Genomic DNA, 23,748 nt, shown 5'->3' with positions numbered 1-23,748 from the left:
GCACCGGAGGCCCCGGCCGACCCCGTGCGCGACCCCTGGCGGGCCGCGATGCGGCTCGCCCTGGACGAGGCCCGGACGGCCGCCCGGGACGGAGACGTCCCGGTCGGCGCCGTGGTGCTGGCTCCGGACGGCACCACGGTCCTCGCCAGGGGTCACAACGAACGCGAGGCCGGCGGCGATCCGACGGCCCACGCGGAGGTGCTCGCCGTCCGGCGGGCTGCCGAGGCGACGGGCGCGTGGCGGCTGTCCGGCTGCACGCTCGTCGTGACCCTCGAACCGTGCACGATGTGCGCGGGCGCCCTCGTGCAGTCGCGGGTGGACCGGGTCGTCTACGGCGCCCGCGACGACAAGGCCGGCGCGGCCGGCTCCCTCTGGGACGTCGTCCGCGACCGACGGCTCAATCACCGGCCCGAGGTGATCGAGGGCGTGCTCGCGACGGAGTGCGCGCAACTGCTCACGGACTTCTTCCGCGAGCGCTGATCCACCCGCCGCAGAACCGATTTCAAACCGGGCCGTACCTTGCTGTAAGGTCTCCCTCGGTAGCGTGTCCGAGCGGCCGAAGGAGCTCGCCTCGAAAGCGAGTGTGGCGCAAGTCACCGAGGGTTCAAATCCCTCCGCTACCGCTCTCACACCCTCCTGATCAGTGGAAACACGATCAGGAGGGTGTTTTGCGTGCGCCGACGCCCGCATTCGGCCCTTCGTCGGCGGCATCCCCGGAACAGTTCATGAACGCGCCACAGACGATCAAAAGCAGTGTGTAAATCGCACTTACAGATACACTCGCCGCCGTCAGCGGGGGCCCGAGCGGCCACATACAGGGGAGGCCAGGTGGCGGTGAACGCCAAGAAGATCGCCGTCTACGTACTCGTGGTGTTCGTGCTGTACGTGATCATCACGGACCCGGCGAAGGCGGCGGACTACGTCCAGATAGGCTTCGAGGGCATATCGGACGCGGCCCAGGCCATCGGCGACTTCTTCACCTGGCTGGCCGACGGGGCGCGGTAGCCGAGACCGTCGCACGTACTGGGAGTGCCCATGATCCGCCACCTGGTCCTTTTCAAGCTCGACGAGGGCGTCGAGCGCGACGACCCCCGGGTGGTGCAGGGCGAGGCGGCCTTCCGGGCCCTGGGCGGACAGATCGACGAGCTGCGCTTCTGGGAGCTGGGCTGGAACATCAGCGAGCGGCCCATCGCCTACGACTTCGCGATCAACTCGGCGGTCGAGGACGCGGACGCCCTCAAGCGGTACCTCGAGCACCCGGCCCACCAGGCGGGCGTCGCGCTGTGGCGGGAGTTCGCCACCTGGGTGGTCGCCGACTACGAGGTCTGAGCCGCCCTCCCTGCCGAACGGAGCCCTCCGCCGGACCGGCGGGGGGTTTTTGCGTGCCCTCGTTCGAGGCCGCCGCCCTCTCCGACCCTCAACACGGTGTTATGGGGTGCTTGCACACAGTGCACATGTCTTGTGATGCTATGACCGCTTTTGACGGATGAGTTGACCGATGTTGACCTGACGAAGAGGTGGCGTTGACCTTGTCGGCCAGTACTGCGCCGCCTCAGACAGAGGCGCCCCCGGCACCCGCCACGGCGCCGACACCCGCATCCGTTCCGGGCCCGGTCGCGGCCTCGACCCCGGCGCCCGCCCCGGCGCCCGCCATGGAGGCCGTGGAGGCCGCGGAGGCCTCGCCGGTCGCAGAGCCCGCGGAGGCCGCTCCGGCCCCGGAGCGACGCCGCGGCGCCGACACCCGGGCGCTGACCCAGGTGCTCTTCGGAGAGCTCAAGGAACTACAGCCGGGCACGCCGGAGCACAACCGCGTGCGCGGGGCGCTCATCGAGGCGAACCTCCCGCTCGTGCGCTACGCGGCCGCCCGTTTCCGCTCCCGCAACGAGCCGATGGAGGACGTGGTCCAGGTCGGCACCATCGGCCTGATCAACGCCATCGACCGCTTCGACCCGGAACGGGGCGTGCAGTTCCCGACGTTCGCGATGCCCACGGTCATCGGCGAGATCAAGCGGTACTTCCGCGACAACGTCCGCACGGTGCACGTACCGCGCCGGCTCCACGAGCTGTGGGTGCAGGTCAACAGCGCGACCGAGGACCTGACGACCGCCTTCGGCCGCACCCCGACGACGGCGGAGATCGCCGAGCGGCTGCGCATCGGCGAGGACGAGGTGCTCTCCTGCATCGAGGCCGGCCGCTCGTACCACGCCACGTCGCTCGAGGCCGCCCAGGAGGGCGACGGCCTGCCCGGGCTGCTGGACCGCCTCGGATACGAGGACCCGGCGCTGGACGGCGTGGAGCACCGCGATCTCGTCCGCCACCTCCTGGTCCAGCTCCCGGAGCGCGAGCAGCGCATCCTCCTGCTGCGCTACTACAGCAATCTGACGCAGTCCCAGATCAGCGCGGAACTCGGCGTCTCCCAGATGCACGTCTCCCGCCTCCTGGCGCGCAGCTTCCAGCGACTGCGCTCCGCCAACCGCATCGAGGCCTGACCCCTTCGGCGCCGCCCGACACGTAGCTCGATGGGGTATCGCAAGCACGACCGACACGTCACCGCTGGGAGCGAATCGCTCACCTCGGCCCTTCCCGTCCGATCTCCGCTGAAAAACCGTCACACCCCCTTTTTCCAGGGCTGATTCGTCACTCACATGTCGACATGTCACTACAGCGTGTTGCCGACATGTGACATTCTGCCGGAAGAGCGTTTGCCGGGGCTTCGGCTCCGGTATTCAGGTGAAGGCTGACGTTCCTCAAGCGGGGGCGTCACGCCGCGACCGTCCCGCGACCCAAAGGGGGTGGCATGTCCGCAGAACAGGGCAGCTCGAAGGTGCTCACGCTCACGCTCACGCCGAGCGAGTCCGCGCCCGTCGCGCCTGTCGAGCCCGACGTGCTCGACGACGTCACAGCCCCCGAGGCCCCCGCGGCCCCGGCTCTCACGGCCACGGGGGCCATCGACACCCGCACCCTGTCCCGCTCCCTGTTCCTGCGACTGGCCACTCTCGCCGAGGACAGCCCCGAGCGCGTGTACGTCCGGGACACGCTCATCGAGCTCAACCTCCCGCTCGTGCGCTACGCGGCGGCCCGCTTCCGCTCGCGCAACGAGCCGATGGAGGACATCGTCCAGGTCGGCACCATCGGCCTGATCAAGGCGATCGACCGCTTCGACTGCGAACGGGGCGTGGAGTTCCCGACGTTCGCGATGCCGACGGTCGTGGGCGAGATCAAGCGCTTCTTCCGCGACACGTCGTGGTCGGTGCGCGTCCCGCGTCGCCTGCAGGAGCTGCGGCTGGCACTCACCAAGGCCAGCGACGAGCTCTCGCAGAAGCTGGACCGCTCCCCGACGGTCGCCGAACTCGCCGCGGTGCTGGGCGTCTCGGAGGAGGACGTCGTCGACGGACTCGCCGTCGGCAACGCCTACACGGCCTCCTCGCTGGACTCCCCGGCTCCGGAGGACGACGGCGGCGAGGGCTCCCTCGCCGACCGCCTCGGCTACGAGGACACCGCGCTCGAAGGCGTGGAGTACCGGGAGTCGCTGAAGCCGCTGCTGGCCAAGCTCCCGCCGCGTGAGCGCCGCATCATCATGCTGCGCTTCTTCGCCAACATGACCCAGTCCCAGATCGGCGAGGAGGTCGGCATCTCCCAGATGCACGTCTCCCGTCTCCTCACCCGGACCCTCGCTCAGCTGCGCGAGGGCCTGATCTCCGACTAGGGCCAGACCGGTCGGCGCACGCAGAGGGGTTCCTCACTGACGGTGCGTCGGACACACTGGCGCGATGCGCAGTCCGACACGGGCACATGGCCGCCGGGGCGCCCTCTGGGGCGCGTCGGCGGCCGCCGTCCTCGCGGTGGGAGCGGCGGGCCTCCTCGCCGGGTGCGGCGGGGACGGCGGTGGGGGCGACTACGTCGCTCTCGGCTCGGCAGGTGACCCGGCACGTCCGGGCACGGGCGGTCCAGGGGCGCCGACGGGTGGGATACGGCTCTTTCCGCTGGACGGCGGGAGCGGATCCCCCAGCGCACACCCGGGCCCCGGTTCACGTCATCGTCCAGGCACGACGGACCAGGCTCCCGGCACCCGCAGCGGTGCCGGCACCGGGGGAGACCAGGCGGCGGGCACCTCGGGCGTCTCGGGGCCGGACGCTCCGGAGGGCTCCGTGCCGCTGCCGCCCCGGGCCTCGGGCAGCGCGGGCGATCACGCCGGCGGCACGCCCCCGAATCCACCCTCGGCTCCGTCCTCGCCCGGGCCCACGGCCCCGTCCGGGCACTCGTCCACCGAACCGGCCGTCCTCACCGTGAGCGAGCCGGTCCGCGTGGGCACGGAGCAGCGGTGGTGCGAGGACGTGACCCTCGTCTTCCACAACTCCGGTGGCAGAGCGGTCGGTTCGGGCACGGTCGCGTTCGGCACCCACGTCGTCGACGGACTCGGCATCGACTGGGCCACGCGTGAGTCGACGGTCCCGCTCCCGACGCCGATCGGCGCGGGCGCACGGAAGGAGAAGACCTGGACGGTGTGCGTCGACGCATGGCGCGTACCGCTGGGCATGCACATCGAGACCCGGGACGTCTCGGTGCGGTGGCACTGACGCAGCTCCGGTGCGGGATGCCCTTGCGGGGGCCCTGACCAAGCTCCGGTGCGGGATGCAGCACCGGGAGCACTGCCCCACGCCCAATACGGGATGCCGTAACGGGGGGGCGCTCGCCCAGCTCCAGTACGGGATGCCGTAACGGGGGGCTCGCCCAGCTCCGGTGCGGGGCGCTGAAACGGCAGCGCAAGGCGAGCCGCCGGGGTCACCCGACGGCCGGGCCGTTCGTCGGCCCCGCCGGGCGGCCCCGCGTCCGGCCGGGTCTGCACCCGTCCGTCAGGGCCGCCGGGACGGCGGGGGCCGTGCACCCGGCGCGCAGGTGCACGGGAAGGCTCGGGTTACTTCAGCGCCAGCCAGGCGACCGCAGCGACGATCACCAGCGCGGCGACGACGCCCACGATCAGGCCGATACGGGAGCCGGCCGGCGCGGGGGCCGGCGCGGCGGCCCGGGGAGCGCCCTCGTCGACGAACGCGCGGAACATCTGGGTGCTGCCGGCGGGGTCGTGGTTGCCCTGGGGGCCCTGGGTGTTAGCCATGGGCCGAGACACTAGCGAAAACGGGCGGTCGGGCCCAAGTGGGGGTCGCGCGGAGCATCTTGCCGCAGCAGGTTGGGCCGGGTGGGACCGTTACGGCCGCGCCGCGCTGCATGGGCTCCGACCTGCCGATTTACCAACGCAACACTTGCCTTTGCCAACTTTTTGCGGCACCGACGGCCCAGTTTATTTGCCTGCAGCAACCAATCGATCCTATGGTTGCCCCAAGCAACGAATCCGGGAGGTGTGATGGCCGAGCAGGCGCAGTTCCAGGAGCTGGCGCATCAGCTCAGTGCCGTCGGGGCCGTGAAGCGTGACCTCGGGCGGATCCTGCCGCAGGACTGCTCGGCCGGCTCGGCCGCGGTGCTGACGCTGCTGGGTCGCCACGGCGACATGCGCATGAGCAACCTGTCCGAACTGCTCGCCGTCGACATGTCCGTGACCAGCCGGCACGCCGCGCATCTGGCCGAGCGGGGCTGGATCCTGCGCTCCCCCGACCCGGCGGACAAGCGCTCCCGCATCCTGCACCTCACCCCCGAGGGCCACGCGATGCTCGCCGACCTGTACCGCCGCAGCACGGACCTGCTGGCCGAGCGCCTGGGCGACTGGACCGACGCCGAGGTCGGCCAGCTCGTCGGGCTGCTGACCCGGCTGCGCGCCAGCTTCGGCGAATGCAGGACCGTCACGCACCGGCCGCCGTCCCCGCCCGACCCGCCGCCGCCGCCCGCGGCACACCGGCCTCCCGGCCCCCCGATTCCCGTTCGCGAAGACGAACGGATGCAGACCACCCGTACACCCGCACAAGCGATGTAGGAGAAGAAAGCTCATGGCAACGACCACACCAGCCGGTGTGCGGGCCCACGCGAAGCACGGCGGAGGGTCCCACGGCTCCGCAGCGGACGCTCCGATGACCCACCGGCAGATCATGGAAGCCCTCTCCGGGCTGCTGCTCGGGATGTTCGTGGCGATCCTGTCGTCCACGATCGTCTCGAACGCCCTCCCCGAGATCATCGGCGACCTCGGCGGCGGACAGTCCGCCTACACCTGGGTCGTGACCGCCACCCTGCTGTCGATGACGGCGACGACCCCGCTGTGGGGCAAGCTCGCCGACCTGTACAGCAAGAAGGCGCTCGTCCAGATCGCGCTCGTCATCTACGTGCTGGGTTCGGCGGCCGCAGGCCTCTCGCAGAACCCGGGCATGCTGATCGCCTGCCGTGTCGTGCAGGGCGTCGGCGTCGGCGGCCTCTCCGCCCTGGCGCAGATCGTCATGGCGGCGATGATCTCCCCGCGTGAGCGCGGCCGTTACTCCGGCTACCTGGGGGCCACCTTCGCCGTGGCGACCGTCGGCGGTCCGCTGCTCGGCGGCGTCATCACGGACACCTCCTGGCTGGGCTGGCGCTGGTGCTTCTACGTCGGCGTCCCCTTCGCCGTCATCGCGCTCATCGTGCTGCAGAAGACACTGCACCTGCCGGTCGTGAAGCGGGACGTGAAGGTCGACTGGGCCGGCGCGTTCTTCATCTCGGCCGCGGTCTCGCTGCTGCTGGTCTGGGTCACCTTCGCCGGTGACAAGTACGACTGGCTGTCGTGGCAGACGTACACGATGATCGCGGGTTCGGTCCTGCTCGCGCTGCTGTTCGTGCTCGTCGAGAGCAAGGCCACCGAGCCGATCATCCCGCTGCGTCTGTTCCGCAACCGCACCATCACGCTGTCGTCGATCGCCTCGATGTTCGTGGGCGTGGCGATGTTCTCCGGAACCGTTTTCTTCGCCCAGTACTTCCAGCTGGCCCGGGACGAGTCCCCGACGATGTCCGGCATCATGACGATCCCGATGATCGGCGGTCTGTTCGTCTCCTCCACCGTCTCCGGGCAGCTCATCACCCGCACCGGAAAGTGGAAGGCCTGGCTGGTCAGCGGCGGTGTGCTCATCACCGCGGGCCTCGGCCTGCTGAGCACGATCCGCTACGACACGGACTACTGGAAGACCGCGGTCTTCATGGCGCTGCTGGGTCTCGGCATCGGCATGATGATGCAGAACCTGGTGCTCTCGACGCAGAACCAGGTGGCCCCGTCCGACCTCGGATCGGCCAGCTCCACGGTCACCTTCTTCCGTTCGCTCGGCGGTGCGATCGGTGTCTCGGCGCTCGGCGCCGTCATGGCGAACCGCATCACCGACTACGCCAAGGACGGCATCGCCGGCCTCGACCCGAAGTACGCCGCACTCGCGTCCGGTTCCGGCTCCTCCAGCCAGATCCCGGACATGGACAAGCTGCCCGTGCCGCTGCGCACGGTCATGGAGAGCGCGTACGGCCACGGCATCGCGGACGTCTTCCTGATCGCCTCGGTGCTGGCGCTGCTCGCCTTCCTGATCACCCTGTTCATCAAGGAGGTCCCGCTGCGGACCAAGGGCGCGCTGGCGCAGGCGGCGGAGGGCGACACCCCCGCCGCCACCGCGGAGACGCCGGCCACCGCACAGACCCCGGCCGCGGGCACGGCTGCCGCGGCTCCGGCCCGCGAACCCGGCCGGGAGAGCGGTCCGCAGGCTGCGCAGCAGCTCTCCGCCGTCGCCACCGTCGAGTCGCCGGTCGCCCCCTCGGGCGGCATCCCCGTGCACGGCTTCGTCCGCGGCGCCGAGAACGCTCCCGTCCCCCAGGCCGCCGTCACCCTGATCTCGCTGACCGGACGGCAGCTCGGCCGGGCGGTCGCGCAGACCGACGGGTCCTACGCGGTGGACGCGCCGGGCACGGGTTCGTACGTGCTGATCGCCTCCGCGGACGGCTTCCAGCCCCAGGCCTCCACGATCGTCGTGAACGGCGCGGAGCCGGTGGCGTACGACATCCTGCTCAGCGGGACCAGCGGGCTCACCGGTGTGGTGCGGGCCGCCGAGTCGGGCGAGGGCGTCAAGGACGCGATGGTGATCGTCACCGATGTGCGCGGTGATCTGCTGGCCACCGGAACCACCGGTGAGCAGGGCGATTTCTCCTTCGCGGAGCTGGTGCCGGGCGCGGTGACCGTGGCGGTGAACGCCGTCGGGTTCCGGCCGCGCGCCCTGCCCGTCGAGATCGGCGTCACGGGCGTGACCCGTGCGGAGGTCGTCCTCGACGCGGGCGCCCAGCTCCAGGGCGTCGTCCGGGCGCCGCACGGACCGCTGGCCGACGCACGCGTGACGCTCGTGGACGCGGCGGGCAACGTGGTCGGCACCGCCACCACCGGCGCCGACGGGGCCTATGCCTTCGCCGACCTCGACGGCGGCGACTACACGGTCATCGCGACCGGCTACCCGCCGGTGGCCACCGCGCTGACCGTCGCGGGAGCCGGCGTCGACGGCCACGACATCGAGCTCGCCCACCCCGGCGAGTAGTCGCGGGCGGGGGCCGGGCGCAGGCCGAACGCAGGTCGGGTGCAGGACGGACGCCGACGGGTGCCTGGCCTGCACCGGGCAGGCAGGCAGCCAGGCAGGCGCCGGGTAGGCAGGCGGGCGAGCAGGCACCTGGCCATCGGCCGCAGGCACCTGGCCATCGGCCGCTGATCGGACACCGGCCGCGCACCGCCGTCGAACGGCCACCGAACGGCCGTCGATCGGCCGGTTGTCGCAGATATCGCTCCGGCCCGGTGCGGGGGTACACCCCGCACCGGGCCGGTTCCAGTCGAGGAGTGCATGAGATGGGACTGACCGCGAAGATCCGCACCCGGGACGGGTGGGCCGTGTCGCACGCGGTCGTCACGGTGACCGACATGACGGGCGGCCAGGTGCTGCGCGCCGAGGCCGACGCGGAGGGGGCCGTGCGGGACGCGACCGAACTCGCGCCCGGGGCCTACACGGTGATCGTCACCGCCGTCGGGTACGCGCCCGCGGCCTCCAGCGCGATCGTCACGGCGAGCGGAAGGGCGGAGGTCGGGACAGTGACCCTGGCCCGGCAGGGCGGCTCGGAGCTGCCCCCGCCCGGCCCCTGGACCGTCGACCCGGCACACTCCGCCGTCGGGGCGGTCGCCCAGCACCTGGGCATCTCCAGCGTGCACGGCAGGTTCACGGAGTTCGCGGCGGCCGTCGAGGTCGCCCCGGACGACGTCACGAAGTCCCGGGTCGAGGCCGTGATCCGGGCGGCCTCCATCGACACCGGCAACGCCGTGCGCGACGCCCATCTGCGCTCGGCGGACTTCCTGGACGTCGAGCGGTACCCGGAGATCGTCTACCGCTCGGGCGGACTGACCCTCGCCGGCCCCGACCGCTGGACGGTCCACGGCGAGCTGACCATGCGCGGCGTCTCCCGTCCCGTGGAACTGGACCTTGCCTACCTCGGCACCGGCTCCGACCCCTGGGGCGGCACCCGCGCCGCCTTCCGGGCGACCGCGCAGCTGCGGCGCGAGGACTTCGCCATGAACTACAACCAGGTCGTCCAGGCCGGCATCGCGGCCATCGGGACGACGCTGAAGGTGGAGTTGGACGTCCAGGCGGTGCAGGGTGACGCGCTGCCGCAGCTCGGGGCTTAGGGACGGCCGGCCGCAGGCAGGGCGACGGCCACGGGCACCGCGACGGCCGCAGGCGTAGGCACAGCAGGGTCGGCCGGACGGGGCGTCCCGCGGCCTAGGCTGAGGGCATGGCACCGAACATCGCGACGAACACCAAGGTCTCCCTGGACGAGCTGCTGGACTTCGTCCGTCCCCGCCACCGGGCGATCCTGCTGACCCGGCGTGCCGACGGCAGCCCGCAGGCCTCGCCGCTGACCTGCGGGGTCGACGACTCGGGGCGCATCGTCGTCTCCACGTACCCCGAGCGGGCCAAGACGCGCAACGCCAAGCGGGACACGCGCGTCGGCGTCCTCGTGCTCAGCGACGACTGGAACGGGCCGTGGGTCCAGATCGACGGCGCCGCCGAGGTGATCGACGCCCCCGACTCCGTCGAACCGCTCGTGGAGTACTACCGCAACATCGCCGGCGAGCACCCCGACTGGGACGAGTACCGGCAGGCCATGCGGAAGCAGGGCAAGTCGATCATCCGGATCACGCCGGAGCGCTGGGGCCCCGTGGCCACCGGCGGCTTCCCCGCACACCTGGTCGCCGGCGTCGACGAGTAGACCGCACCCCGGCCCGAGGGGCGACGGGGCGCCGCCGCGTGCGGTCCGTCAGCCGCAGTCCGTCAGCCGCGGTCCGTCAGCCGCGCTCGGCCATCGCCTCGATGCCCGCGATCAGCAGGTCCAGAGCGAAGTCGAAGTCGCGCTCCCACATCTCCTCCACCGTGTCGCCGCCGCGGGCCGCCATGATGTCTCCGGCCTCCTTGACCACGTCGGCGGCCGGGGGGACCTGGCGGACCTCGCTCATCGCGTGGCGGAAGTAGTCGTCCGGGGTCATGCCGACGGCCGAGCAGCGGGCGAGGAAGTGGCCCTCGATGGTGCCGAAGCCGTACACGAACTGGAAGACGGCGGCGACGGCCGCCCCGAGGCCGCGCGTCGGGATGCCGGTGCGGCGCACGACGCGCTGGACGACCCGGGTGAAGGCGAGGTGGTCGGGGCCGACGTTGAGGAACGTGCCGGCCAGCGGCGACAGCCAGGGATGCCGGACCAGCAGGTCTCGGTAGGCCCGGGCGAGAGCGCGCAGCTGGTCGCGCCAGTCCACGTCCTCGTCCGCCGGATCGGGCAGCAGCTCCGCCAACTCGCCGAAGGCGGCGTCCAGGGCGAGTTCGAGCAGGTCGTCCTTGGTGTCGACGTACCAGTAGACGGACATCGCCGTCACGTTCAGCTCGGCCGCCAGCCGCCGCATGGAGAAGCCGGCCAGCCCCTCGGCGTCCAGCAGCCGCACGGCGGCCCCGGTGATCCGGTCCCGGTCGAGCCCGGAGGGCTGGCCCCCACCGCGGCCACGGCGACGCGCCTTGCCTTCCAGCCACACGCTGATGTGTGCGGCGGGATCCTTGGCGGTCTCGGCCATCGCGCGGCACCTTCCTGAACTCCCGGTCACTGAGGACGATGCTAAGCGGCGGCCTGCACTCCGCAGGGGCCCCACCCGGGCTGCAGCCCCACCGACCCGGAAGACGGCGACAGGGCGGTGGCTCGGTGCCACCGCCCTGTCGGACGAATCCCGCGACTGCGAGTTCGTCCACGTGCCCGTCTACGTACCCGTCTTCGAGACTGCCCTCAGGGGCGTCCGCGGGACCCTCGTCAGCTGCTCGCCTTCTGGGTCAGGTCGTAGAAGGTGGACGAACCGACCGTCACCTTTTTGAAGTTGGCCTCGACCCAGGAGGTGATCTGCGAGGACGTGCCGTTGTTGCCGCCGCCCATGCCGCCGCCGGACCCGCTGCTGATGAAGTAGTGGATCTCACCGTCGGCCACGTACTGCTTGAACTGCGCCAGCGTCGGGGACGGGTCGGTGCCGTTGAAACCGCCGATCGCCATCACCGCGTCGCCCGTGGCGAGCTGGTAGCTGGCGGCGTTCTGGGCGCCGATCGCCGCCGCGGCCCACGTGTACTTCCCCGAGTCGGTCTTCAGGAGCTCCTTGGCCTCGGCGGAGACGCTCGCGCCGTTCAGCAGGCCGCCGACGCCACCGCCGCCGGGCATGCCGCCCTGCTGGTTCCGGCCCTGCCCCTGCGTACTGCCGTTGCCGTTCTGGGTGGTGCCGTTGCCGTTCTGCTGGTTCTGGCCCGGCATGCCGCCACCGGGGAAGCCGCCCGTGCCACCACCCTGCTGGTTCTGGCCCTGGCCCTGGTTCTGCGTGGTGCCGTTGCCATTGGCGTTGCCGTTCTGCCGGCTCTGGCCGCCGGGGCCGCCGCCGTTGCCGCCGAAGCCGCCCCGGCCACCACCCCCCGGACCGCCGCCCATCATGCTCGCGCCGGCCGGACCAGCGGTGACGATGGAGCCGGTGTGACCTTCCTGCAGCGTGCTGACGGTGTACGCCGTCGGTCCGGCCAGCGCGGCCACGAGGCCGACGGAGGCCGCCGCCAGGGCGAGCTGCCGGTTGATGCGGCCCGCGAAGACCAGGCCGAGCGCGGCGGTCAGCCCGCCGAGCAGCACGAGCCACTTCAGCCAGGGCAGGTAGTCGGGTGTGCGGTTGAGCAGGACGTAGCTCCAGGCCGCCGCCGCCACGACCGAGGCCGCGAGGGTCAGCGAGGCCCAGACCTCGGACCGCTTCTCCCACAGGACGCCGGCGCCCATGCCGATCACGGCCGCCATGTAGGGGGCGAGGGCCACCGTGTAGTACTGGTGGAAGATGCCCGCCATGTAACTGAAGACGGCCATCGTGATCAGCAGGGAGCCGCCCCAGACCAGGAACAGGCCCCGGGTCGTCGACGTCCGCTTCAGCTTCCGGGTCGCCACCAGACCGCCGACGAGCAGGACCAGCGCGGCCGGCAGCAGCCAGGAGATCTGGCCGCCGATCTCGGAGTTGAACATCCGGTCCCAGCCGGTCTCGCCCCACTGCCCGGTGTTCCCGCCGCCACCGCCGCCGCCGACGCTGCCGGTCTCCTCGCCGTTGAGGCGGCCGAGGCCGTTGTAGCCGAAGGTCAGCTCCAGGAAGGAGTTGTTCTGCGAGCCGCCGATGTACGGGCGGGAGGAAGCCGGCCACAGCTCGACGATCGCCACCCACCAGCCGCCGGACACGATCACCGCGCCCGTGGCGACGGCCAGCTGGCCCAGCCGCTTCTTCACCGGCACCGGCGCGCACACCGCGTGGACGAGCGCGAGGGGCGGCAGGATCAGGAACGCCTGCAGGGTCTTGGCGAGGAACGCGAAGCCGATCGCGACCCCGGCCCACACCAGCCACCTCGTCCGGCCGTCCTCGACCGCGCGGGCCGTGAAGTAGCAGGCCACAGCCATCAGGAGGGCCAGCATCGCGTCCGGGTTGTTGAACCGGAACATGAGCGCGGCGACGGGGGTCAGAGCCAGCACCGCGCCGGCGATCAGACCGGCCGCGGGGCTGAACCGGCGGCGCACGGAGGCGTAGACGACGGCGACCGTGCCGACGCCCATCAGCACCTCGGGCGCGAGGATCGCCCACGAGTTCAGGCCGAAGATCCGCACCGACAGCGCCATCGGCCACAGAGAGGCCGGGGGCTTGTCGACGGTGATCGCGTTGCCCGCGTCCAGCGAGCCGAAGAACATGGCCTTCCAGCTCTGGCTGCCCGCCTGGACGGCCGCCGAGTAGAAGGAGTTGGCATAGCCGGAGGCGCTCAGGTCGTAGAGGTAGAGGAGAAGCGTGGCGGCCAGCAGGCCGAGGAACGCGGGGCGGGCCCAGCGCGGGTCCTCGGGGCGGCCTCGCCACAGTCTGCGGTGCAGGGGCTGCTTCGGCTCACCCGGGTCGGGGGCCGGGACGACGGTTTCGCGCGCGGACGCCGGGGAGCTCTCGGGCGGCGCGCCCCAGGCGGCCGACGGCTGGTCGAGGTGGGTGGTCATCGGGCGTCCCCCGGCTCGGTGTCGTGGGGGCGCACCGGCTGCATCCGCAGGGTGGCGTCCCTCCAGGTGCCGTCCGCGGCTTCGCCGGCGCGGGGGTGGGTCGGGGTCGGGGTCGTGGTCGGGGCGCTGGCGTGCGGACGGGTGACCGGCCGCTGCGGCGGGCCCGAGCGCTGGGGCAGCGGCCCGAAGCGGTCGCCGGTCTGCGCGGAGGTGGCCGTCCGGTGCGGGGTCTGTGTGCCCGGCATACCTGGCGTGCCCGGCGTGCCCGGCGAGTACGTCGTCGGGCCCGCGTTCGCGGTCGGGTACGCCGCTGCGGACGGGCCCGCGGGTGCGGCGAAGGTCTCGGCCGGGGCGGGGGCGGTGGCCCCGGTCGTCGTCGCCGGGTCGTCACCCTCGCGCCGGTCGGAGAACACCCACACGCGGAAGAGCAGGAAGCGCAGCACCGTCGCCGCGAGGTTGGCGGCGACGAGGACGGCCAGCTCGGTGGCGTGCGCGGGGTCGGAGGTCGCCGCGTTCAGCGCGACGAGCGAGCCGCTGGTCAGCGCCAGGCCGATGCCGAAGACCACCAGGCCCTGCGCCTGGTGTTTGACGGCCCCGCCGCGCCCCCGCACTCCGAAGGTGAGACGCCGGTTGGCGGCGGTGTTGGCGACCGCGGACACCAGCAGGGCGAGCGCGTTGGCTATCTGCGAGCCGCCGAACTGGCGGAAACCGCTGTAGAGAACGAGGTAGAAGAGCGTGGACAGACCGCCGACGACGCAGAACCCGACCAGCTGACGGGCCAGGCCCCCCGGCACGTCCTGGATGTCGCGGTCGCGCGGGTCGTCGCCGAACGGACGGCGGAGCCGGTCGAGGGACAGCGAACCGGTGGCCAGGGCCTTGCCCACGCGCCACACCCCTTTCAGGTCGTCGGTCGCCGTCTTCACGATGTGCACCGTGGAGTCCGGGTCGTCGACCCAGTCGACCGGCACCTCGTGGATACGGAGGCCGGCGCGCTCGGCGAGCACCAGCATCTCAGTGTCGAAGAACCAGCCGGTGTCTTCCACCAGGGGGAGCAGAATCTGTGCGACGTCACGCCGGATCGCCTTGAACCCGCACTGCGCGTCCGAGAAGCGGGCCTGCAGCGAGCCGCGCAGGATCAGGTTGTAGGCGCGGCTGATGAACTCCCGCTTCGGCCCGCGCACCACACGGGAGTCATGGGCGAGCCGGGAGCCGATCGCCAGGTCGGAGTGGCCGGATATCAGCGGCGCCACCAGCGGCAGCAGCGCGTTGAGGTCGGTGGACAGGTCCACGTCCATGTACGCGAGGATCGGGGCGTCCGAGGCGGACCAGACGGTCCGCAGGGCTCGGCCGCGGCCCTTCTGCTCGAGCCGGAAGTTCCGCACCTCAGGGATCCGCGCCGCCAGCCGGCGCGCCACCGAAGGGGTCGTGTCGGTCGACGCGTTGTCCGCGATCGTGATCCGGAAGGAGTAGGGGAACGTACGCGTCAGGTGGTCGTGCAGTCTCTGGACGCAGGGCTGGAGGTCCTTCTCCTCGTTGAAGACGGGGATCACTACGTCCAGGACAGGCGTACCGGCTGTGGCGGCCGGGAGGTGCTCCCGCGCCGGCAGCGTGCCGGGAGAAGAGTCGGTTCGCATGTCGTCGACTTTCGTCAGGCGCCCTGTTGCACCCATGTGGTGGCACTGTGCTCGACCTGTGAGTCGAGTTGCCAGTTCGTTTCCGGGGCGGGCTTGGGCAGGGCCGGGCCGAGCGCGGGCAGGTGCACGGTGAACACGGTCTGTCCGGGGACGCTGTCGACGGTCACGGCGCCGCCGTGCGCGGTCGCGACGGCCTGGACGATGGCGAGGCCGAGGCCGGTCGAGCCGGACACGCGGGAGCGCGAGGAGTCGCCGCGCGCGAACCGTTCGAAGACGTGCGGCAGCAGGTCGGGCGGAATGCCCTGCCCGTCGTCCTGGACGTCCACGCACAGCCACGGCCCGCGGCGCTGCACGCGCGCGGTGACGGTGGTGGCGGGCGGGGTGTGCGTCCGGGCGTTGGCGAGCAGGTTGACGAGGACCTGCTGAAGCCGCGCCGAGTCGGCGGAGACCAGGGCGGGCTCGTCGGGAAGTTCGAGGCGCCAGACGTGCTCGCTGCCGGCGACGCGGGCGTCGCTGACGGTGTCGATGACCAGCGGGACGAGGTCGGTCTGCTCGAACTGCAGGGGGCGGCCCGCGTCGAGCCGGGCGAGCAGGAGCAGGTCCTCGACGAGGAACGTCATCCGGCCGGCCTCGGACTCGATACGGCCGAGCGCGTGCTTGGTGTCGGGCCCGACCTCCTCGCGTCCGCGCCGGGTCAGCTCGGCGTAGCCGCGGATGGAGGCGAGGGGCGTCCGCAGTTCGTGACTGGCGTCCGCGACGAACTGCCGGACCCGCATCTCGCTCTCCTGGCGGGCGTGCAGCGCGCCGTGGACGTGGTTCAGCATCCGGTTCAGCGCCGCGCCGACCTGCCCGACCTCCGTGTGCGGATCGGTCTCCGTCTCCGGCACCCGCTCGCTGAGGTTGACCTCGCCGGTGTGCAGGGGGAGTTCGGAGACGCGGGTGGCGGTGGCGGCGACCTTCCGGAGGGGGCGGGTGGCGACGCCGACCATGACGGTGCCGGCGAGACCGGCCGCGAGAAGCCCGGCGACGGTGAGGCTGATCTCGACGATGATCAGGGTGTTGATGGTGTTGTCGACGTCGGAGGTGGGGACGCCGACGTAGTAGTCGCCGTTGTTGCCGTTGATGTACTGGACCCGGTAGGAGCCGAGTCCGGGAATGTCGACGGTGTGCTGCTTCTGGTCCTGGGCGACCGAGCCGAGCGCCTTGATCTGGGTCTCTTTGAGGTTCACGGGGGTCATGTCCGTGTAGCCGGCCGCGTTGTTCTTCTTGTTGCCGACCTTGGCGCTGGTGATCAAGCCGTTGACCACCGTGGCCGCGAGCGTCTTCTGCGGCCCGGGCCCGGTGACCAACTTGTCGATGCCGTAGATCTTCTGCACGGGCGGGGTGCTGCTCCCGGCGGTGTTTCCGTTCTCGGCGGCGTCCCGGCCGCCGGGTCCTCCGACCGGCCCGCCGGAGGCGCCCATGGCGGCCTCCTTCAGGGAACCGTCCAGCTGCCCGTAGAGGTGGTCCCGCAGCACCAGAGTGGTCACCGTGCCGATCACCGCGCAGACGACGGCGATCAGGGCCACGGACACGACGACGAGCCGGGTCCGCAGGGTGCGCGGCTTTCCCGCTCGTCTCTTCTGCGGACGCGGCCGTCGTCGCCCGTTCATGACGCGGCGGGCTTGATCAGATAGCCGGCTCCACGACGGGTGTGGATCATCGGCTCACGGCCGGCGTCTATCTTGCGCCGCAGGTAGGAGATGTACAGCTCGACGACGTTGGCCTGACCGCCGAAGTCGTACGACCACACCCGGTCCAGGATCTGCGCCTTGCTGAGCACGCGCCGCGGGTTGCGCATCAGGAAGCGCAGCAGCTCGAACTCGGTGGCGGTGAGGTGGATGTTGGCGCCGGCCCGCGAGACCTCGTGGCTGTCCTCGTCGAGGGTCAGGTCGCCGACGACGAGCACGGAGTCCGAGCGCCGGTCGGCGGCGCCGGAGCGCCGGATGAGCCCTCGCAGCCGGGCCACGACCTCTTCGAGGCTGAACGGCTTGGTGACGTAGTCGTCGCCGCCGGCGGTGAGCCCGGCGATACGGTCCTCGACGGCGTCCTTGGCCGTCAGGAACAGCACCGGGACGTCCGGCAGATCACGGCGTAGCCGCCCCAGGACCGTCAGCCCGTCCATGTCCGGCAGCATCATGTCGAGGACGACGGCGTCGGGCCGGAACTCACGGGCGGTCTGGATCGCGCCCGTGCCGTCACCGGCACTCCGGATCTGCCATCCCTCGTAGCGCAGGGCCATGGAGAGCAGTTCGGTGATCGACAGCTCGTCGTCCACCACAAGCACGCGGACGGGGCTCCCGTCCGGCCTCAGCAGTTCGGTGCGCCCCTGGGGCGAGGTCGTGGTCATGGTGAACACCCTGTCGGGGCCCGCTGAGAGCACTCTTTCACTTGTCTGTGATTTCCCTGAGAAACGCACAGGCGCCTCTCAGGCAACGCTTGGGAAGCGCTTGCTCCACTCTCACCCGAGGGCGCGGGTTGCCCGCGAATGCCCTGGTGTACGGCGTCACAGCGCGACGTCCGGGCCACGTTCCCCGGAGGTCTCGCGGGCCTCGGGAGGGGAGCCCGGCTGTGATCCGCCTTGGCGCCGCACAGGAGACGCGGCGCACAGGAAACGCGGCGCACTGGAGACACGGAGCGCTGGAGACGCACGCCGCGCACATGTGCCGGCAGGGGGCCGGGATCGCCGCCCGAAGTCCGGACGTCCGTCGGAAGCACACCCTTCGGGAGGCATGACCGCCAGGAGGACGGCTGTCAGAACAGGCCGTCCTGGCGATGCTCCGCCACCCTGAACTGCCGGACCGGGAAGCTCACTTCACCGTCCTCCGCGGGAACCAGCCGCCACCCCCGCATCAACCGTGTGTCGAGTACGACCACCCCTCGCCGCCCGGTGGAAGGAGCGCCGGCATCAAAAGCGGGGCCGACGGCCGAAGGAAGGCCTGTGACCGAAGCAGGGCCGAGGGCCGAGGGCAGGCCGAGGGCCGAGGGCAGGCCGAGGGTCGAAGGCAGGCCGAGGGTCGAAGGCAGGTCGGTGGCCAGATGCAGGTCGGGGCCGACGGCCGCCACCAGCTCGCCGCTCACCGAGCCGCCGGGCACGAGTTCGCTCACCTCGCCGAGCGCGGCCGGAGCCCCGGCGAGCCCGAAGGCCCGTACATGATCGACCGGTTGGAACGGCTCGCGCTCCAACGACTCGGGCCAGCCGCTCAGTTGCACGGCCCGGCCGTACACCTCGCGCAGCTCACCCGCCCGTTCCTCCTCCCCCGCCGGCAGCGTGGACCGCACCGCCCGCTTGACTGCGTACGGCACCCGGTCCGGCACGCGCAGCGCGGCCCGCAACAGTTCCTCGGTGCGGCGGGCGGCCATCAGCGGCCCGACCCCGAGCCAGCTGAAGCAGACCGCGCCCTGCTCCAGCAGTCGCACGGGCCCCCGCTCGGCCGCCGTGATCCCCACCTTGACGAGCCCGGGCCCGAACCAGGCGAGGTACACCCGGTAGGGGCGGGGGTCGTCGGCGATCCCGTCGGCCGCGACGGAGTGCGCCCGGTCCAGTCGCGCGCACTCCTCGCACCGGGCCCCCGTGCTCCTCCCCGACACGGCCGCCCGCACCGGACACGGGTGCCCCCGAGCCCCGGCACACTGCCGCACACCGCCCGCGACCACACCGAACGAGACCCGCTTGCCCCAGGTCAGCGGGCTAGGACGGGCCCCGTCCCACATCAGCGCGGGGCCCTCCGCCGACGACCACCGCAGCCCCGCGCACTTCCATGCCTGTGCCATCACCCGCAACGGTAGGCCCCGGCACCGACAACGCGGTGACGGTCGTGCGCCCCCGCCCGGCGAGCCGGCACCCGACGCACCCCGGATGACCGTCCCGGGCCCACGGGTCCCGCACCCGCATCCCCCATTCCGACCGTGGGCGCACTCCTGGCGGCTTGCCCCACCCGGCGAGGTGCAGACCCCATGTGACCAGCGCGCTCAACCCGAGGACGACGCCGCCGCCGACCACCGCGAGCGCCGAGCCGACACACACGCCGACGCCCATCGCGGAGCCCCCGACGGCCACGATGGCCACGCCGGTCCATCCGGCGATCGTGTGCCCCTCGTCGTATCCATGCCCGGCCATGAATCCCTCACGATCTAAGAAGTTCAGATTGGAAACCTCTTACAAGGTAAGACAAACAGAAAGCAGATAACAAGGACCCAGCACGAACCCACCGCCCAGCCCACCCGCGACCGCCCACCGGGCGTCAGCCGCCGGCCACCGGCCGCCGGCCGCCTGTGATCAGCCCGCACGACACCGTGCGGCCCACGCACGCACCCGAAACGCCCCGGAGAGGAACCGGCCCCCGCGATGACACCCGAGCCGCCGCCTCCGTCCCCGCACCCGTCCCCGCACCCGTCCCCGCAATCGCCCTCCCGCCCCGCCGCGACCCCCGCCCAAGCGCTCTCCGCGATGGACGACCTCATCGCGGCCAGCATGATCGGGCAGCAGGAGATGGCCCAGCGCCTGGGCCTGAACGTCACGGACCTGACCTGCTTCGCCTACGTCCTCCAGGCCGGCGAGGATCTCCTCACCGCCGGGGACCTCGCGGCGCGCGTCCAGGTCACGACGGGCGCGGTGACCGGCATCCTCAACCGCCTGGAACGCGCCGGCTACGTCACCCGCAGGTCCGACCCCCAGGACCGGCGCCGGGTCCGCGTGGCAGCCGTCCCCTCGGCAGTGGCCAGGGCCTACGCCCTCTACGAGCCGCACTACGTCCGCCTCAACGCCCTCTTCGCCGACTACTCGCCGGAGGAGATCGCCGTCCTGACGGACTGGTTCACCCGCGCGACCGCCCTCGCCAACTCCTATCGCGAGGAGCTGCGACTCCGGCACGACCCGGGCGAATGACCCCACTTTATTCAATGATGCGATTAGTCATTTTCTTGAGTATCCTGGCGGAGGAGGCGTAGGCGGACGGAGAAGGAGGGGGCTGCTTCGATGGCCTTGCGACATGCCGTGCTGGCAGCGCTGCTGGACGGCGAATACAGCGGGTACCAACTGGCGAAGGCGTTCGACGTCGGCGTGGCGAACTTCTGGCATGCGCTGCCCCAGCAGCTGTACACCGAACTGGCCAAACTGGAGAAGGAAGGGCTGGTCGCGGGGCGGCAGGTGATCCAGGAGACCCGGCCCAACAAGCGGCTGTTCCACGTCACGGACGCCGGTCGCGCCGAACTGGAGGAGTTCGCCGCGGCCGTGGCGAAGCCCTCGTTCATCCGCGACGATCTGCTGGTCAAGGTCCAGGTCGCCGACCGCATCGGCACCGCGTCGGTGATCGCACAGCTCGAAGAGCGGGCGGCCGCGGCCGAGGCCAAGATCGAGCTGCTCGGCAAGCTGCTGCGACAGCTGCGCGGCGACGCGGACGAAGAGGATTTCCTTCGCCGAGGCGAGCGGATCGGGCCCTACCTGACCTGTCTGCGCGGCCTCGACTTCGAGCAGGGCCACCGGGACTGGTGCCTGCGGATCGCGACCGTCCTGCGGGAAAGGCGGGCGGCTCATGCCGAGCGGTGACTACGTGCGCTACGTGGCCCTGGGCGACAGCCAGACCGAAGGACTGGGCGACGGGGACGACACCGTCGGCCTGCGCGGCTTCGCCGACCGGCTCGCCGAGCACCTCGCAGCCGTCAACCCCGGTCTCCGGTACGCCAATCTGGCCGTACGAGGACGCACGGCCGGCCAGGTCCGCGCCGAACAGCTGGGGCCCGCCCTGGCCCTGCGCCCCGACCTGGCCACCGTCGTCGCCGGCGTCAACGACCTGCTCCGGCCCCGGTACGACGCCGAGGAGGTGGCGGGACACCTGGAGGACATGTTCGCCGCGCTCACGGACGCCGGGACCCACGTGGCGACACTGACCTTCCCCGACGTCGGAAAGATCGTGCCGCTGGCCCGGCCCGTCAGGGCCCGCGTGTTCGACCTCAACACCCGTATCCGCGCCGCGGCCGCCCGGCACGGGGTCACGGTCGCCGAAACCGGCCGGCATGCCGTCACCACCGACCCGCGGATGTGGACCGCGGACCGCCTCCACGCCAGCTCTCTCGGCCACGAACGGATCGCCGCGGCCCTCGCCCGGGCCATCCACCTGCCCGGAGCCGACGACGACTGGACCCTCCCCCTCCCGCCACAGCGGGTCCCCTCGCGCCGGCAGGCCGCAGAAGCCGAACTGCGCTGGGCGGCCGCATACCTCGGCCCCTGGCTCGGACGCCGTCTGCGCGGCCGGTCCTCCGGCGACGGTCGCACCGCCAGACGCCCTCAGCTCCTGCCCGTCGGCCCCCCGCCCGGCTCTGCCGCCAACAACGCTCGACGGGAATCTCCGTAGCGACGGCGTCCCCCGGGCGGGCAATCGCCGTCCCCGCTCTCGCCGCTGATTCGAGACGACTCGTTCCACTCCCTGCCGGACTCCGTCGCTACTGACGGTGCCGACGCGTGCTCTGTCGCGGTGGCAGGGTCAGGGTGATCTGACGGACGAGCTGTTGGAAGCAGGCGAGGGACGCGAGAGCGGGAAGGGAAGCCCCGGCGATTCCGGTGAAGGTTCTGTCCGCCTGCGCGATGCACAGCATTATCGCCACGGAGGAGAAGAGCAGAACGATGAACCACGAGTGGACGGCTCGGCGCTGATGCAGAGCGGTCCGGAGAATGGAGAGAGAGGCCACCATCCAGGGGCCGTACACGAGGAGAGGCCACGACGGGACCATTCCGTGGTCCGATCCGGACGTGATGTTCTGCAGTGGCCGGTAGGCCACCATGCCGCCGAAGACGCTGACCATCGCCACGATGACGGCGACGAGTGCCACGATCACGAAACTGCCGGTCCGCAACCACTTGAGCCGGAGTTTTCGACCTGAGATCTTGCGATGACCTGCGGAAGACCTTCGGGGTGGCGGCAGCTGAGCGGTGATCTGCGCGAGGCTCTCCATCGGGTCGATGAAGTCGCCGCCGGGCGTGGGCTCGCCGCGAGGCGGCGGCACCCTGGCCGCCTGCTCCGCCGTGACGGCCTCCTGCATGAGATAGGCGAGTTCTTCCACCGGATCCCAGCCCGGGTCGGCCGCGGCCAGGGGAACCCCCGCCTGGACGCTGTCGGCAGGTCCGCCGTTCCATCCGGCGCCCGCCCCATAGGCGTACGCGTCGGAATAACGATCACGCCGCGCGAAGGAGGGTTCCTCGTAGTCAGGATTCACAGGAATGCGCCCGTCGGGCGTGGTCCACGTCACGGCCGGCCGAAGAGTTCCTGGCCGTTCCACCGCGAATTGAGTTCCTTCTGGATTCCCTCCAGCAGGGCAAGGAACTCGCGGAGGAGCGACTCAGCAGCCTGCCGCTCGACCCACGCACCGTCTTCGATCACCACGCTCTGCGCCGCAGCCGAAGAGTATGTCACACCGGGCGAAAAGCTGCATTTACCCACTGCCAGATCATGGCCCGCAGTCGGATCATCTGTCCTCGCGTTGCGTTGAGGCAGACCCTGGGTTCTTGCTGTCGTCATATTCCGCTAACGGCGCCACCCCTCCTCCAGATGCGCGGCAAATGAGTGACCGCACCATAACGGAATTACTGGGGAGAACGTTTCGTCATTAATGTCATTCACGCACTCCACACGTTATGGGCAGAACGAATTTTCCTCTCAGCCCCCCGATCGGAAATATGATCCGCCACCCACAGCGCTCAGGAGCGGACGCATGCCCGTCCGCTGTCCGTCGTCGGTCGTCGGTCGTCGGTCGTCGGCGGTCACTGTCGAGCAACCTCGGACGGCGCGGGGACGGCCCGGGGACGGCCTGGTCGCGGATCACATGAACGGCCTCAGCCGAGGGAGGCGGCTCGCCACTGCGCGGTGACACAGCCTTCTTCCATGTGCCACCACTCCTTGGCCACCCCGTGGTTGAGCAGCTTCCGCACCTTGGCGATGTCGGCGGCGGGAGGGACGTCCAGGGCGACCATGCGGAACCGTTCTATGCCCTCACCGCAGACTCCCAGTTCGTGGAACGCGTTGAGCACGCTCTGCCGTGCGGCTCCCGAACCGCCGTCCCGCAACACGACGAGGCGGATGGTGCAGTTCTCGGAACGCCGAACCACCTCGCCGGCCCATCGAACGCCCTCCTCGTCGGGCTCCGTGGCCACGATGTCCCCGCAGGCGATGGACCGGACGAACCAGGGAATGTTGTCGAGCCGCGCGGTGCCGTCCCCTTGGTCGACCGCCCACAGACTCTCCACCGACGCCGGGGGCCAGTCGTCCTCGATCTCAAGCCGGAAATGCACCTTCACATACGGGCCCTCGGGGTTCGCCATGGCACCCAGAATGCAACCCTCCGACACACCGGCCACAGCCGGGTGCCCCGAACGACGGACACGGCAGCGCGGCGGGCCGGCATCACCGTCCTGAGGAGTGATCCTCAGGGCCTCTGGCCGGCTGCGCACTCGGCAGAATACAAACGACGCGGAGGATTGCTGGGCTTGCGGTATCCGGCTGCTGTACCGCAGGATCCCGGCGGGGAGGGGTGACCATGGAACGGCATGTGCTGGAACAGCTGTTGGCCGGTGACGACGAGGCGTCCGTGGCTGCTC

24 protein-coding genes and 1 tRNA gene are annotated in these 23,748 nt (G+C 71.2%); 14 read left to right on the top strand and 11 right to left on the bottom strand.

Annotated elements, in window-relative coordinates:
* The first annotated feature begins 48 nt into the window (after nt 1-48).
* From tadA to OHS82_RS22055, 7 genes are all read left to right on the top strand, one after another.
* A complete protein-coding gene (tadA, locus tag OHS82_RS22085) occupies nt 49-480 on the top strand; it encodes a tRNA adenosine(34) deaminase TadA (RefSeq protein ID WP_057576696.1) in 432 nt (143 codons plus the stop codon).
* A gap of 58 nt (nt 481-538) precedes the next feature.
* A tRNA-Ser gene (locus OHS82_RS22080) sits at nt 539-623 on the top strand.
* A gap of 205 nt (nt 624-828) precedes the next feature.
* Complete coding sequence (locus OHS82_RS22075) at nt 829-1,005, top strand: hypothetical protein (RefSeq protein WP_173985603.1); 177 nt, start codon at nt 829-831, stop codon at nt 1,003-1,005.
* 30 nt (nt 1,006-1,035) lie between these two features.
* The gene (locus OHS82_RS22070; protein ID WP_328434340.1) at nt 1,036-1,329 is read left to right on the top strand and encodes a Dabb family protein; all 294 of its coding nucleotides are present in this window, start codon (nt 1,036-1,038) and stop codon (nt 1,327-1,329) included.
* Between the two features lie 188 nt (nt 1,330-1,517).
* Complete coding sequence (locus tag OHS82_RS22065) at nt 1,518-2,489, top strand: RNA polymerase sigma factor SigF (RefSeq protein ID WP_370444082.1); 972 nt, start codon at nt 1,518-1,520, stop codon at nt 2,487-2,489.
* 308 nt (nt 2,490-2,797) lie between these two features.
* Entirely contained in the window at nt 2,798-3,706 is a 909-nt protein-coding gene (locus tag OHS82_RS22060; RefSeq protein WP_057576391.1) for an RNA polymerase sigma factor SigF, read from the top strand.
* 64 nt (nt 3,707-3,770) lie between these two features.
* A complete protein-coding gene (locus OHS82_RS22055; RefSeq protein WP_328434339.1) occupies nt 3,771-4,577 on the top strand; it encodes a hypothetical protein in 807 nt (268 codons plus the stop codon).
* 338 nt (nt 4,578-4,915) lie between these two features.
* Here the strand turns inward: OHS82_RS22055 and OHS82_RS22050 are convergent, their stop codons facing one another.
* Nucleotides 4,916-5,113, bottom strand: coding sequence for a hypothetical protein (locus OHS82_RS22050; protein WP_057576393.1), 198 nt, complete (start codon nt 5,111-5,113; stop codon nt 4,916-4,918).
* A 246-nt stretch (nt 5,114-5,359) separates the two neighbouring features.
* Between OHS82_RS22050 and OHS82_RS22045 the strand changes: the two genes are divergently transcribed.
* The 4 genes from OHS82_RS22045 (at nt 5,360) to OHS82_RS22030 (ending at nt 10,182) form a co-directional block, all read left to right on the top strand.
* On the top strand, nt 5,360-5,923 hold the full coding sequence (locus tag OHS82_RS22045; protein ID WP_328434338.1) for a MarR family winged helix-turn-helix transcriptional regulator: 564 nt from the start codon (nt 5,360-5,362) through the stop codon (nt 5,921-5,923).
* A 13-nt stretch (nt 5,924-5,936) separates the two neighbouring features.
* Nucleotides 5,937-8,468: an MFS transporter gene (locus tag OHS82_RS22040; RefSeq protein ID WP_328434337.1), complete on the top strand. Its 2,532-nt coding sequence runs from the start codon at nt 5,937-5,939 to the stop codon at nt 8,466-8,468.
* Between the two features lie 302 nt (nt 8,469-8,770).
* On the top strand, nt 8,771-9,598 hold the full coding sequence (locus tag OHS82_RS22035; RefSeq protein WP_328434336.1) for a YceI family protein: 828 nt from the start codon (nt 8,771-8,773) through the stop codon (nt 9,596-9,598).
* Nucleotides 9,599-9,705: 107 nt separating this feature from the next.
* Nucleotides 9,706-10,182 carry a PPOX class F420-dependent oxidoreductase gene (locus OHS82_RS22030; RefSeq protein ID WP_057576401.1) on the top strand — a complete coding sequence of 159 codons (477 nt, stop codon included), beginning with the start codon at nt 9,706-9,708 and terminating at the stop codon, nt 10,180-10,182.
* Between the two features lie 76 nt (nt 10,183-10,258).
* Here OHS82_RS22030 and OHS82_RS22025 read toward each other — a convergent pair whose 3' ends face one another.
* The 7 genes from OHS82_RS22025 to OHS82_RS21995 form a co-directional block, all read right to left on the bottom strand.
* Nucleotides 10,259-11,029: a TetR/AcrR family transcriptional regulator gene (locus tag OHS82_RS22025; protein ID WP_328434335.1), complete on the bottom strand. Its 771-nt coding sequence runs from the start codon at nt 11,027-11,029 to the stop codon at nt 10,259-10,261.
* Between the two features lie 230 nt (nt 11,030-11,259).
* Nucleotides 11,260-13,485 carry an ArnT family glycosyltransferase gene (locus tag OHS82_RS22020; protein WP_328434334.1) on the bottom strand — a complete coding sequence of 742 codons (2,226 nt, stop codon included), beginning with the start codon at nt 13,483-13,485 and terminating at the stop codon, nt 11,260-11,262.
* Nucleotides 13,482-15,119 carry a bifunctional glycosyltransferase family 2/GtrA family protein gene (locus tag OHS82_RS22015; protein WP_328434333.1) on the bottom strand — a complete coding sequence of 546 codons (1,638 nt, stop codon included), beginning with the start codon at nt 15,117-15,119 and terminating at the stop codon, nt 13,482-13,484. The genes OHS82_RS22020 and OHS82_RS22015 overlap by 4 nt, the downstream gene beginning before the upstream one ends.
* A gap of 14 nt (nt 15,120-15,133) precedes the next feature.
* Nucleotides 15,134-16,771 (bottom strand): HAMP domain-containing sensor histidine kinase, encoded by a 1,638-nt coding sequence (locus OHS82_RS22010; protein ID WP_328434332.1) that lies wholly within the window; start codon nt 16,769-16,771, stop codon nt 15,134-15,136.
* A complete protein-coding gene (locus OHS82_RS22005; protein WP_057576699.1) occupies nt 16,768-17,508 on the bottom strand; it encodes a response regulator transcription factor in 741 nt (246 codons plus the stop codon). The genes OHS82_RS22010 and OHS82_RS22005 overlap by 4 nt, the downstream gene beginning before the upstream one ends.
* A 404-nt stretch (nt 17,509-17,912) precedes the next feature.
* The gene (locus tag OHS82_RS22000) at nt 17,913-18,932 is read right to left on the bottom strand and encodes a DUF2797 domain-containing protein (RefSeq protein WP_328434331.1); all 1,020 of its coding nucleotides are present in this window, start codon (nt 18,930-18,932) and stop codon (nt 17,913-17,915) included.
* Nucleotides 18,850-19,278, bottom strand: a complete 429-nt coding sequence (locus OHS82_RS21995) for a hypothetical protein (RefSeq protein WP_057576414.1) — start codon at nt 19,276-19,278, stop codon at nt 18,850-18,852. Before OHS82_RS21995 ends, OHS82_RS22000 begins: the two co-directional genes overlap by 83 nt.
* 330 nt (nt 19,279-19,608) lie before the next feature.
* Here OHS82_RS21995 and OHS82_RS21990 point away from each other — a divergent pair, with 330 nt between their 5' ends.
* From OHS82_RS21990 to OHS82_RS21980, 3 genes are all read left to right on the top strand, one after another.
* Nucleotides 19,609-20,046 carry a MarR family winged helix-turn-helix transcriptional regulator gene (locus OHS82_RS21990; protein WP_242433022.1) on the top strand — a complete coding sequence of 146 codons (438 nt, stop codon included), beginning with the start codon at nt 19,609-19,611 and terminating at the stop codon, nt 20,044-20,046.
* Nucleotides 20,047-20,136: 90 nt separating this feature from the next.
* Nucleotides 20,137-20,706: a PadR family transcriptional regulator gene (locus tag OHS82_RS21985; protein WP_057576417.1), complete on the top strand. Its 570-nt coding sequence runs from the start codon at nt 20,137-20,139 to the stop codon at nt 20,704-20,706.
* Nucleotides 20,693-21,511, top strand: a complete 819-nt coding sequence (locus OHS82_RS21980; protein WP_057576418.1) for an SGNH/GDSL hydrolase family protein — start codon at nt 20,693-20,695, stop codon at nt 21,509-21,511. Before OHS82_RS21985 ends, OHS82_RS21980 begins: the two co-directional genes overlap by 14 nt.
* 88 nt (nt 21,512-21,599) lie before the next feature.
* Here the strand turns inward: OHS82_RS21980 and OHS82_RS21975 are convergent, their stop codons facing one another.
* The 3 genes from OHS82_RS21975 to OHS82_RS21965 all read right to left on the bottom strand — a co-directional run bounded on the left by OHS82_RS21975 (nt 21,600) and on the right by OHS82_RS21965 (nt 23,472).
* On the bottom strand, nt 21,600-22,403 hold the full coding sequence (locus tag OHS82_RS21975) for a DUF2637 domain-containing protein (protein ID WP_242433023.1): 804 nt from the start codon (nt 22,401-22,403) through the stop codon (nt 21,600-21,602).
* A complete protein-coding gene (locus tag OHS82_RS21970; RefSeq protein ID WP_157876302.1) occupies nt 22,400-22,537 on the bottom strand; it encodes a hypothetical protein in 138 nt (45 codons plus the stop codon). Before OHS82_RS21970 ends, OHS82_RS21975 begins: the two co-directional genes overlap by 4 nt.
* A gap of 449 nt (nt 22,538-22,986) precedes the next feature.
* Nucleotides 22,987-23,472 (bottom strand): DUF4265 domain-containing protein, encoded by a 486-nt coding sequence (locus OHS82_RS21965; RefSeq protein ID WP_057576420.1) that lies wholly within the window; start codon nt 23,470-23,472, stop codon nt 22,987-22,989.
* Nucleotides 23,473-23,748: the final 276 nt, after the last annotated feature.

The sequence above is a fragment of the Streptomyces sp. NBC_00425 genome, assembly GCF_036030735.1.
In the GTDB taxonomy this organism is placed as follows: Bacteria; Actinomycetota; Actinomycetes; order Streptomycetales; family Streptomycetaceae; genus Streptomyces.
This window is presented reverse-complemented; position numbering and strand designations above follow the sequence as displayed.

Excerpts from the sequence above, each read along its gene's own strand:
- tadA (WP_057576696.1), top strand. The coding sequence starts at position 49 with ATGCGGCTCGCCCTGGACGAGGCCCGGACGGCCGCCCGGGACGGAGAC.
- OHS82_RS22070 (WP_328434340.1), top strand. The coding sequence starts at position 1,036 with ATGATCCGCCACCTGGTCCTTTTCAAGCTCGACGAGGGCGTCGAGCGC.
- OHS82_RS22060 (WP_057576391.1), top strand. The coding sequence starts at position 2,798 with ATGTCCGCAGAACAGGGCAGCTCGAAGGTGCTCACGCTCACGCTCACG.
- OHS82_RS22055 (WP_328434339.1), top strand. The coding sequence starts at position 3,771 with ATGCGCAGTCCGACACGGGCACATGGCCGCCGGGGCGCCCTCTGGGGC.
- OHS82_RS22050 (WP_057576393.1), bottom strand. The coding sequence starts at position 5,113 with ATGGCTAACACCCAGGGCCCCCAGGGCAACCACGACCCCGCCGGCAGC.
- OHS82_RS22045 (WP_328434338.1), top strand. The coding sequence starts at position 5,360 with ATGGCCGAGCAGGCGCAGTTCCAGGAGCTGGCGCATCAGCTCAGTGCC.
- OHS82_RS22040 (WP_328434337.1), top strand. The coding sequence starts at position 5,937 with ATGGCAACGACCACACCAGCCGGTGTGCGGGCCCACGCGAAGCACGGC.
- OHS82_RS22035 (WP_328434336.1), top strand. The coding sequence starts at position 8,771 with ATGGGACTGACCGCGAAGATCCGCACCCGGGACGGGTGGGCCGTGTCG.
- OHS82_RS22030 (WP_057576401.1), top strand. The coding sequence starts at position 9,706 with ATGGCACCGAACATCGCGACGAACACCAAGGTCTCCCTGGACGAGCTG.
- OHS82_RS22025 (WP_328434335.1), bottom strand. The coding sequence starts at position 11,029 with ATGGCCGAGACCGCCAAGGATCCCGCCGCACACATCAGCGTGTGGCTG.
- OHS82_RS22020 (WP_328434334.1), bottom strand. The coding sequence starts at position 13,485 with ATGACCACCCACCTCGACCAGCCGTCGGCCGCCTGGGGCGCGCCGCCC.
- OHS82_RS22015 (WP_328434333.1), bottom strand. The coding sequence starts at position 15,119 with ATGCGAACCGACTCTTCTCCCGGCACGCTGCCGGCGCGGGAGCACCTC.
- OHS82_RS22010 (WP_328434332.1), bottom strand. The coding sequence starts at position 16,771 with ATGAACGGGCGACGACGGCCGCGTCCGCAGAAGAGACGAGCGGGAAAG.
- OHS82_RS22005 (WP_057576699.1), bottom strand. The coding sequence starts at position 17,508 with ATGACCACGACCTCGCCCCAGGGGCGCACCGAACTGCTGAGGCCGGAC.
- OHS82_RS22000 (WP_328434331.1), bottom strand. The coding sequence starts at position 18,932 with ATGGCACAGGCATGGAAGTGCGCGGGGCTGCGGTGGTCGTCGGCGGAG.
- OHS82_RS21995 (WP_057576414.1), bottom strand. The coding sequence starts at position 19,278 with ATGGCCGGGCATGGATACGACGAGGGGCACACGATCGCCGGATGGACC.
- OHS82_RS21990 (WP_242433022.1), top strand. The coding sequence starts at position 19,609 with ATGGACGACCTCATCGCGGCCAGCATGATCGGGCAGCAGGAGATGGCC.
- OHS82_RS21985 (WP_057576417.1), top strand. The coding sequence starts at position 20,137 with ATGGCCTTGCGACATGCCGTGCTGGCAGCGCTGCTGGACGGCGAATAC.
- OHS82_RS21980 (WP_057576418.1), top strand. The coding sequence starts at position 20,693 with ATGCCGAGCGGTGACTACGTGCGCTACGTGGCCCTGGGCGACAGCCAG.
- OHS82_RS21965 (WP_057576420.1), bottom strand. The coding sequence starts at position 23,472 with ATGGCGAACCCCGAGGGCCCGTATGTGAAGGTGCATTTCCGGCTTGAG.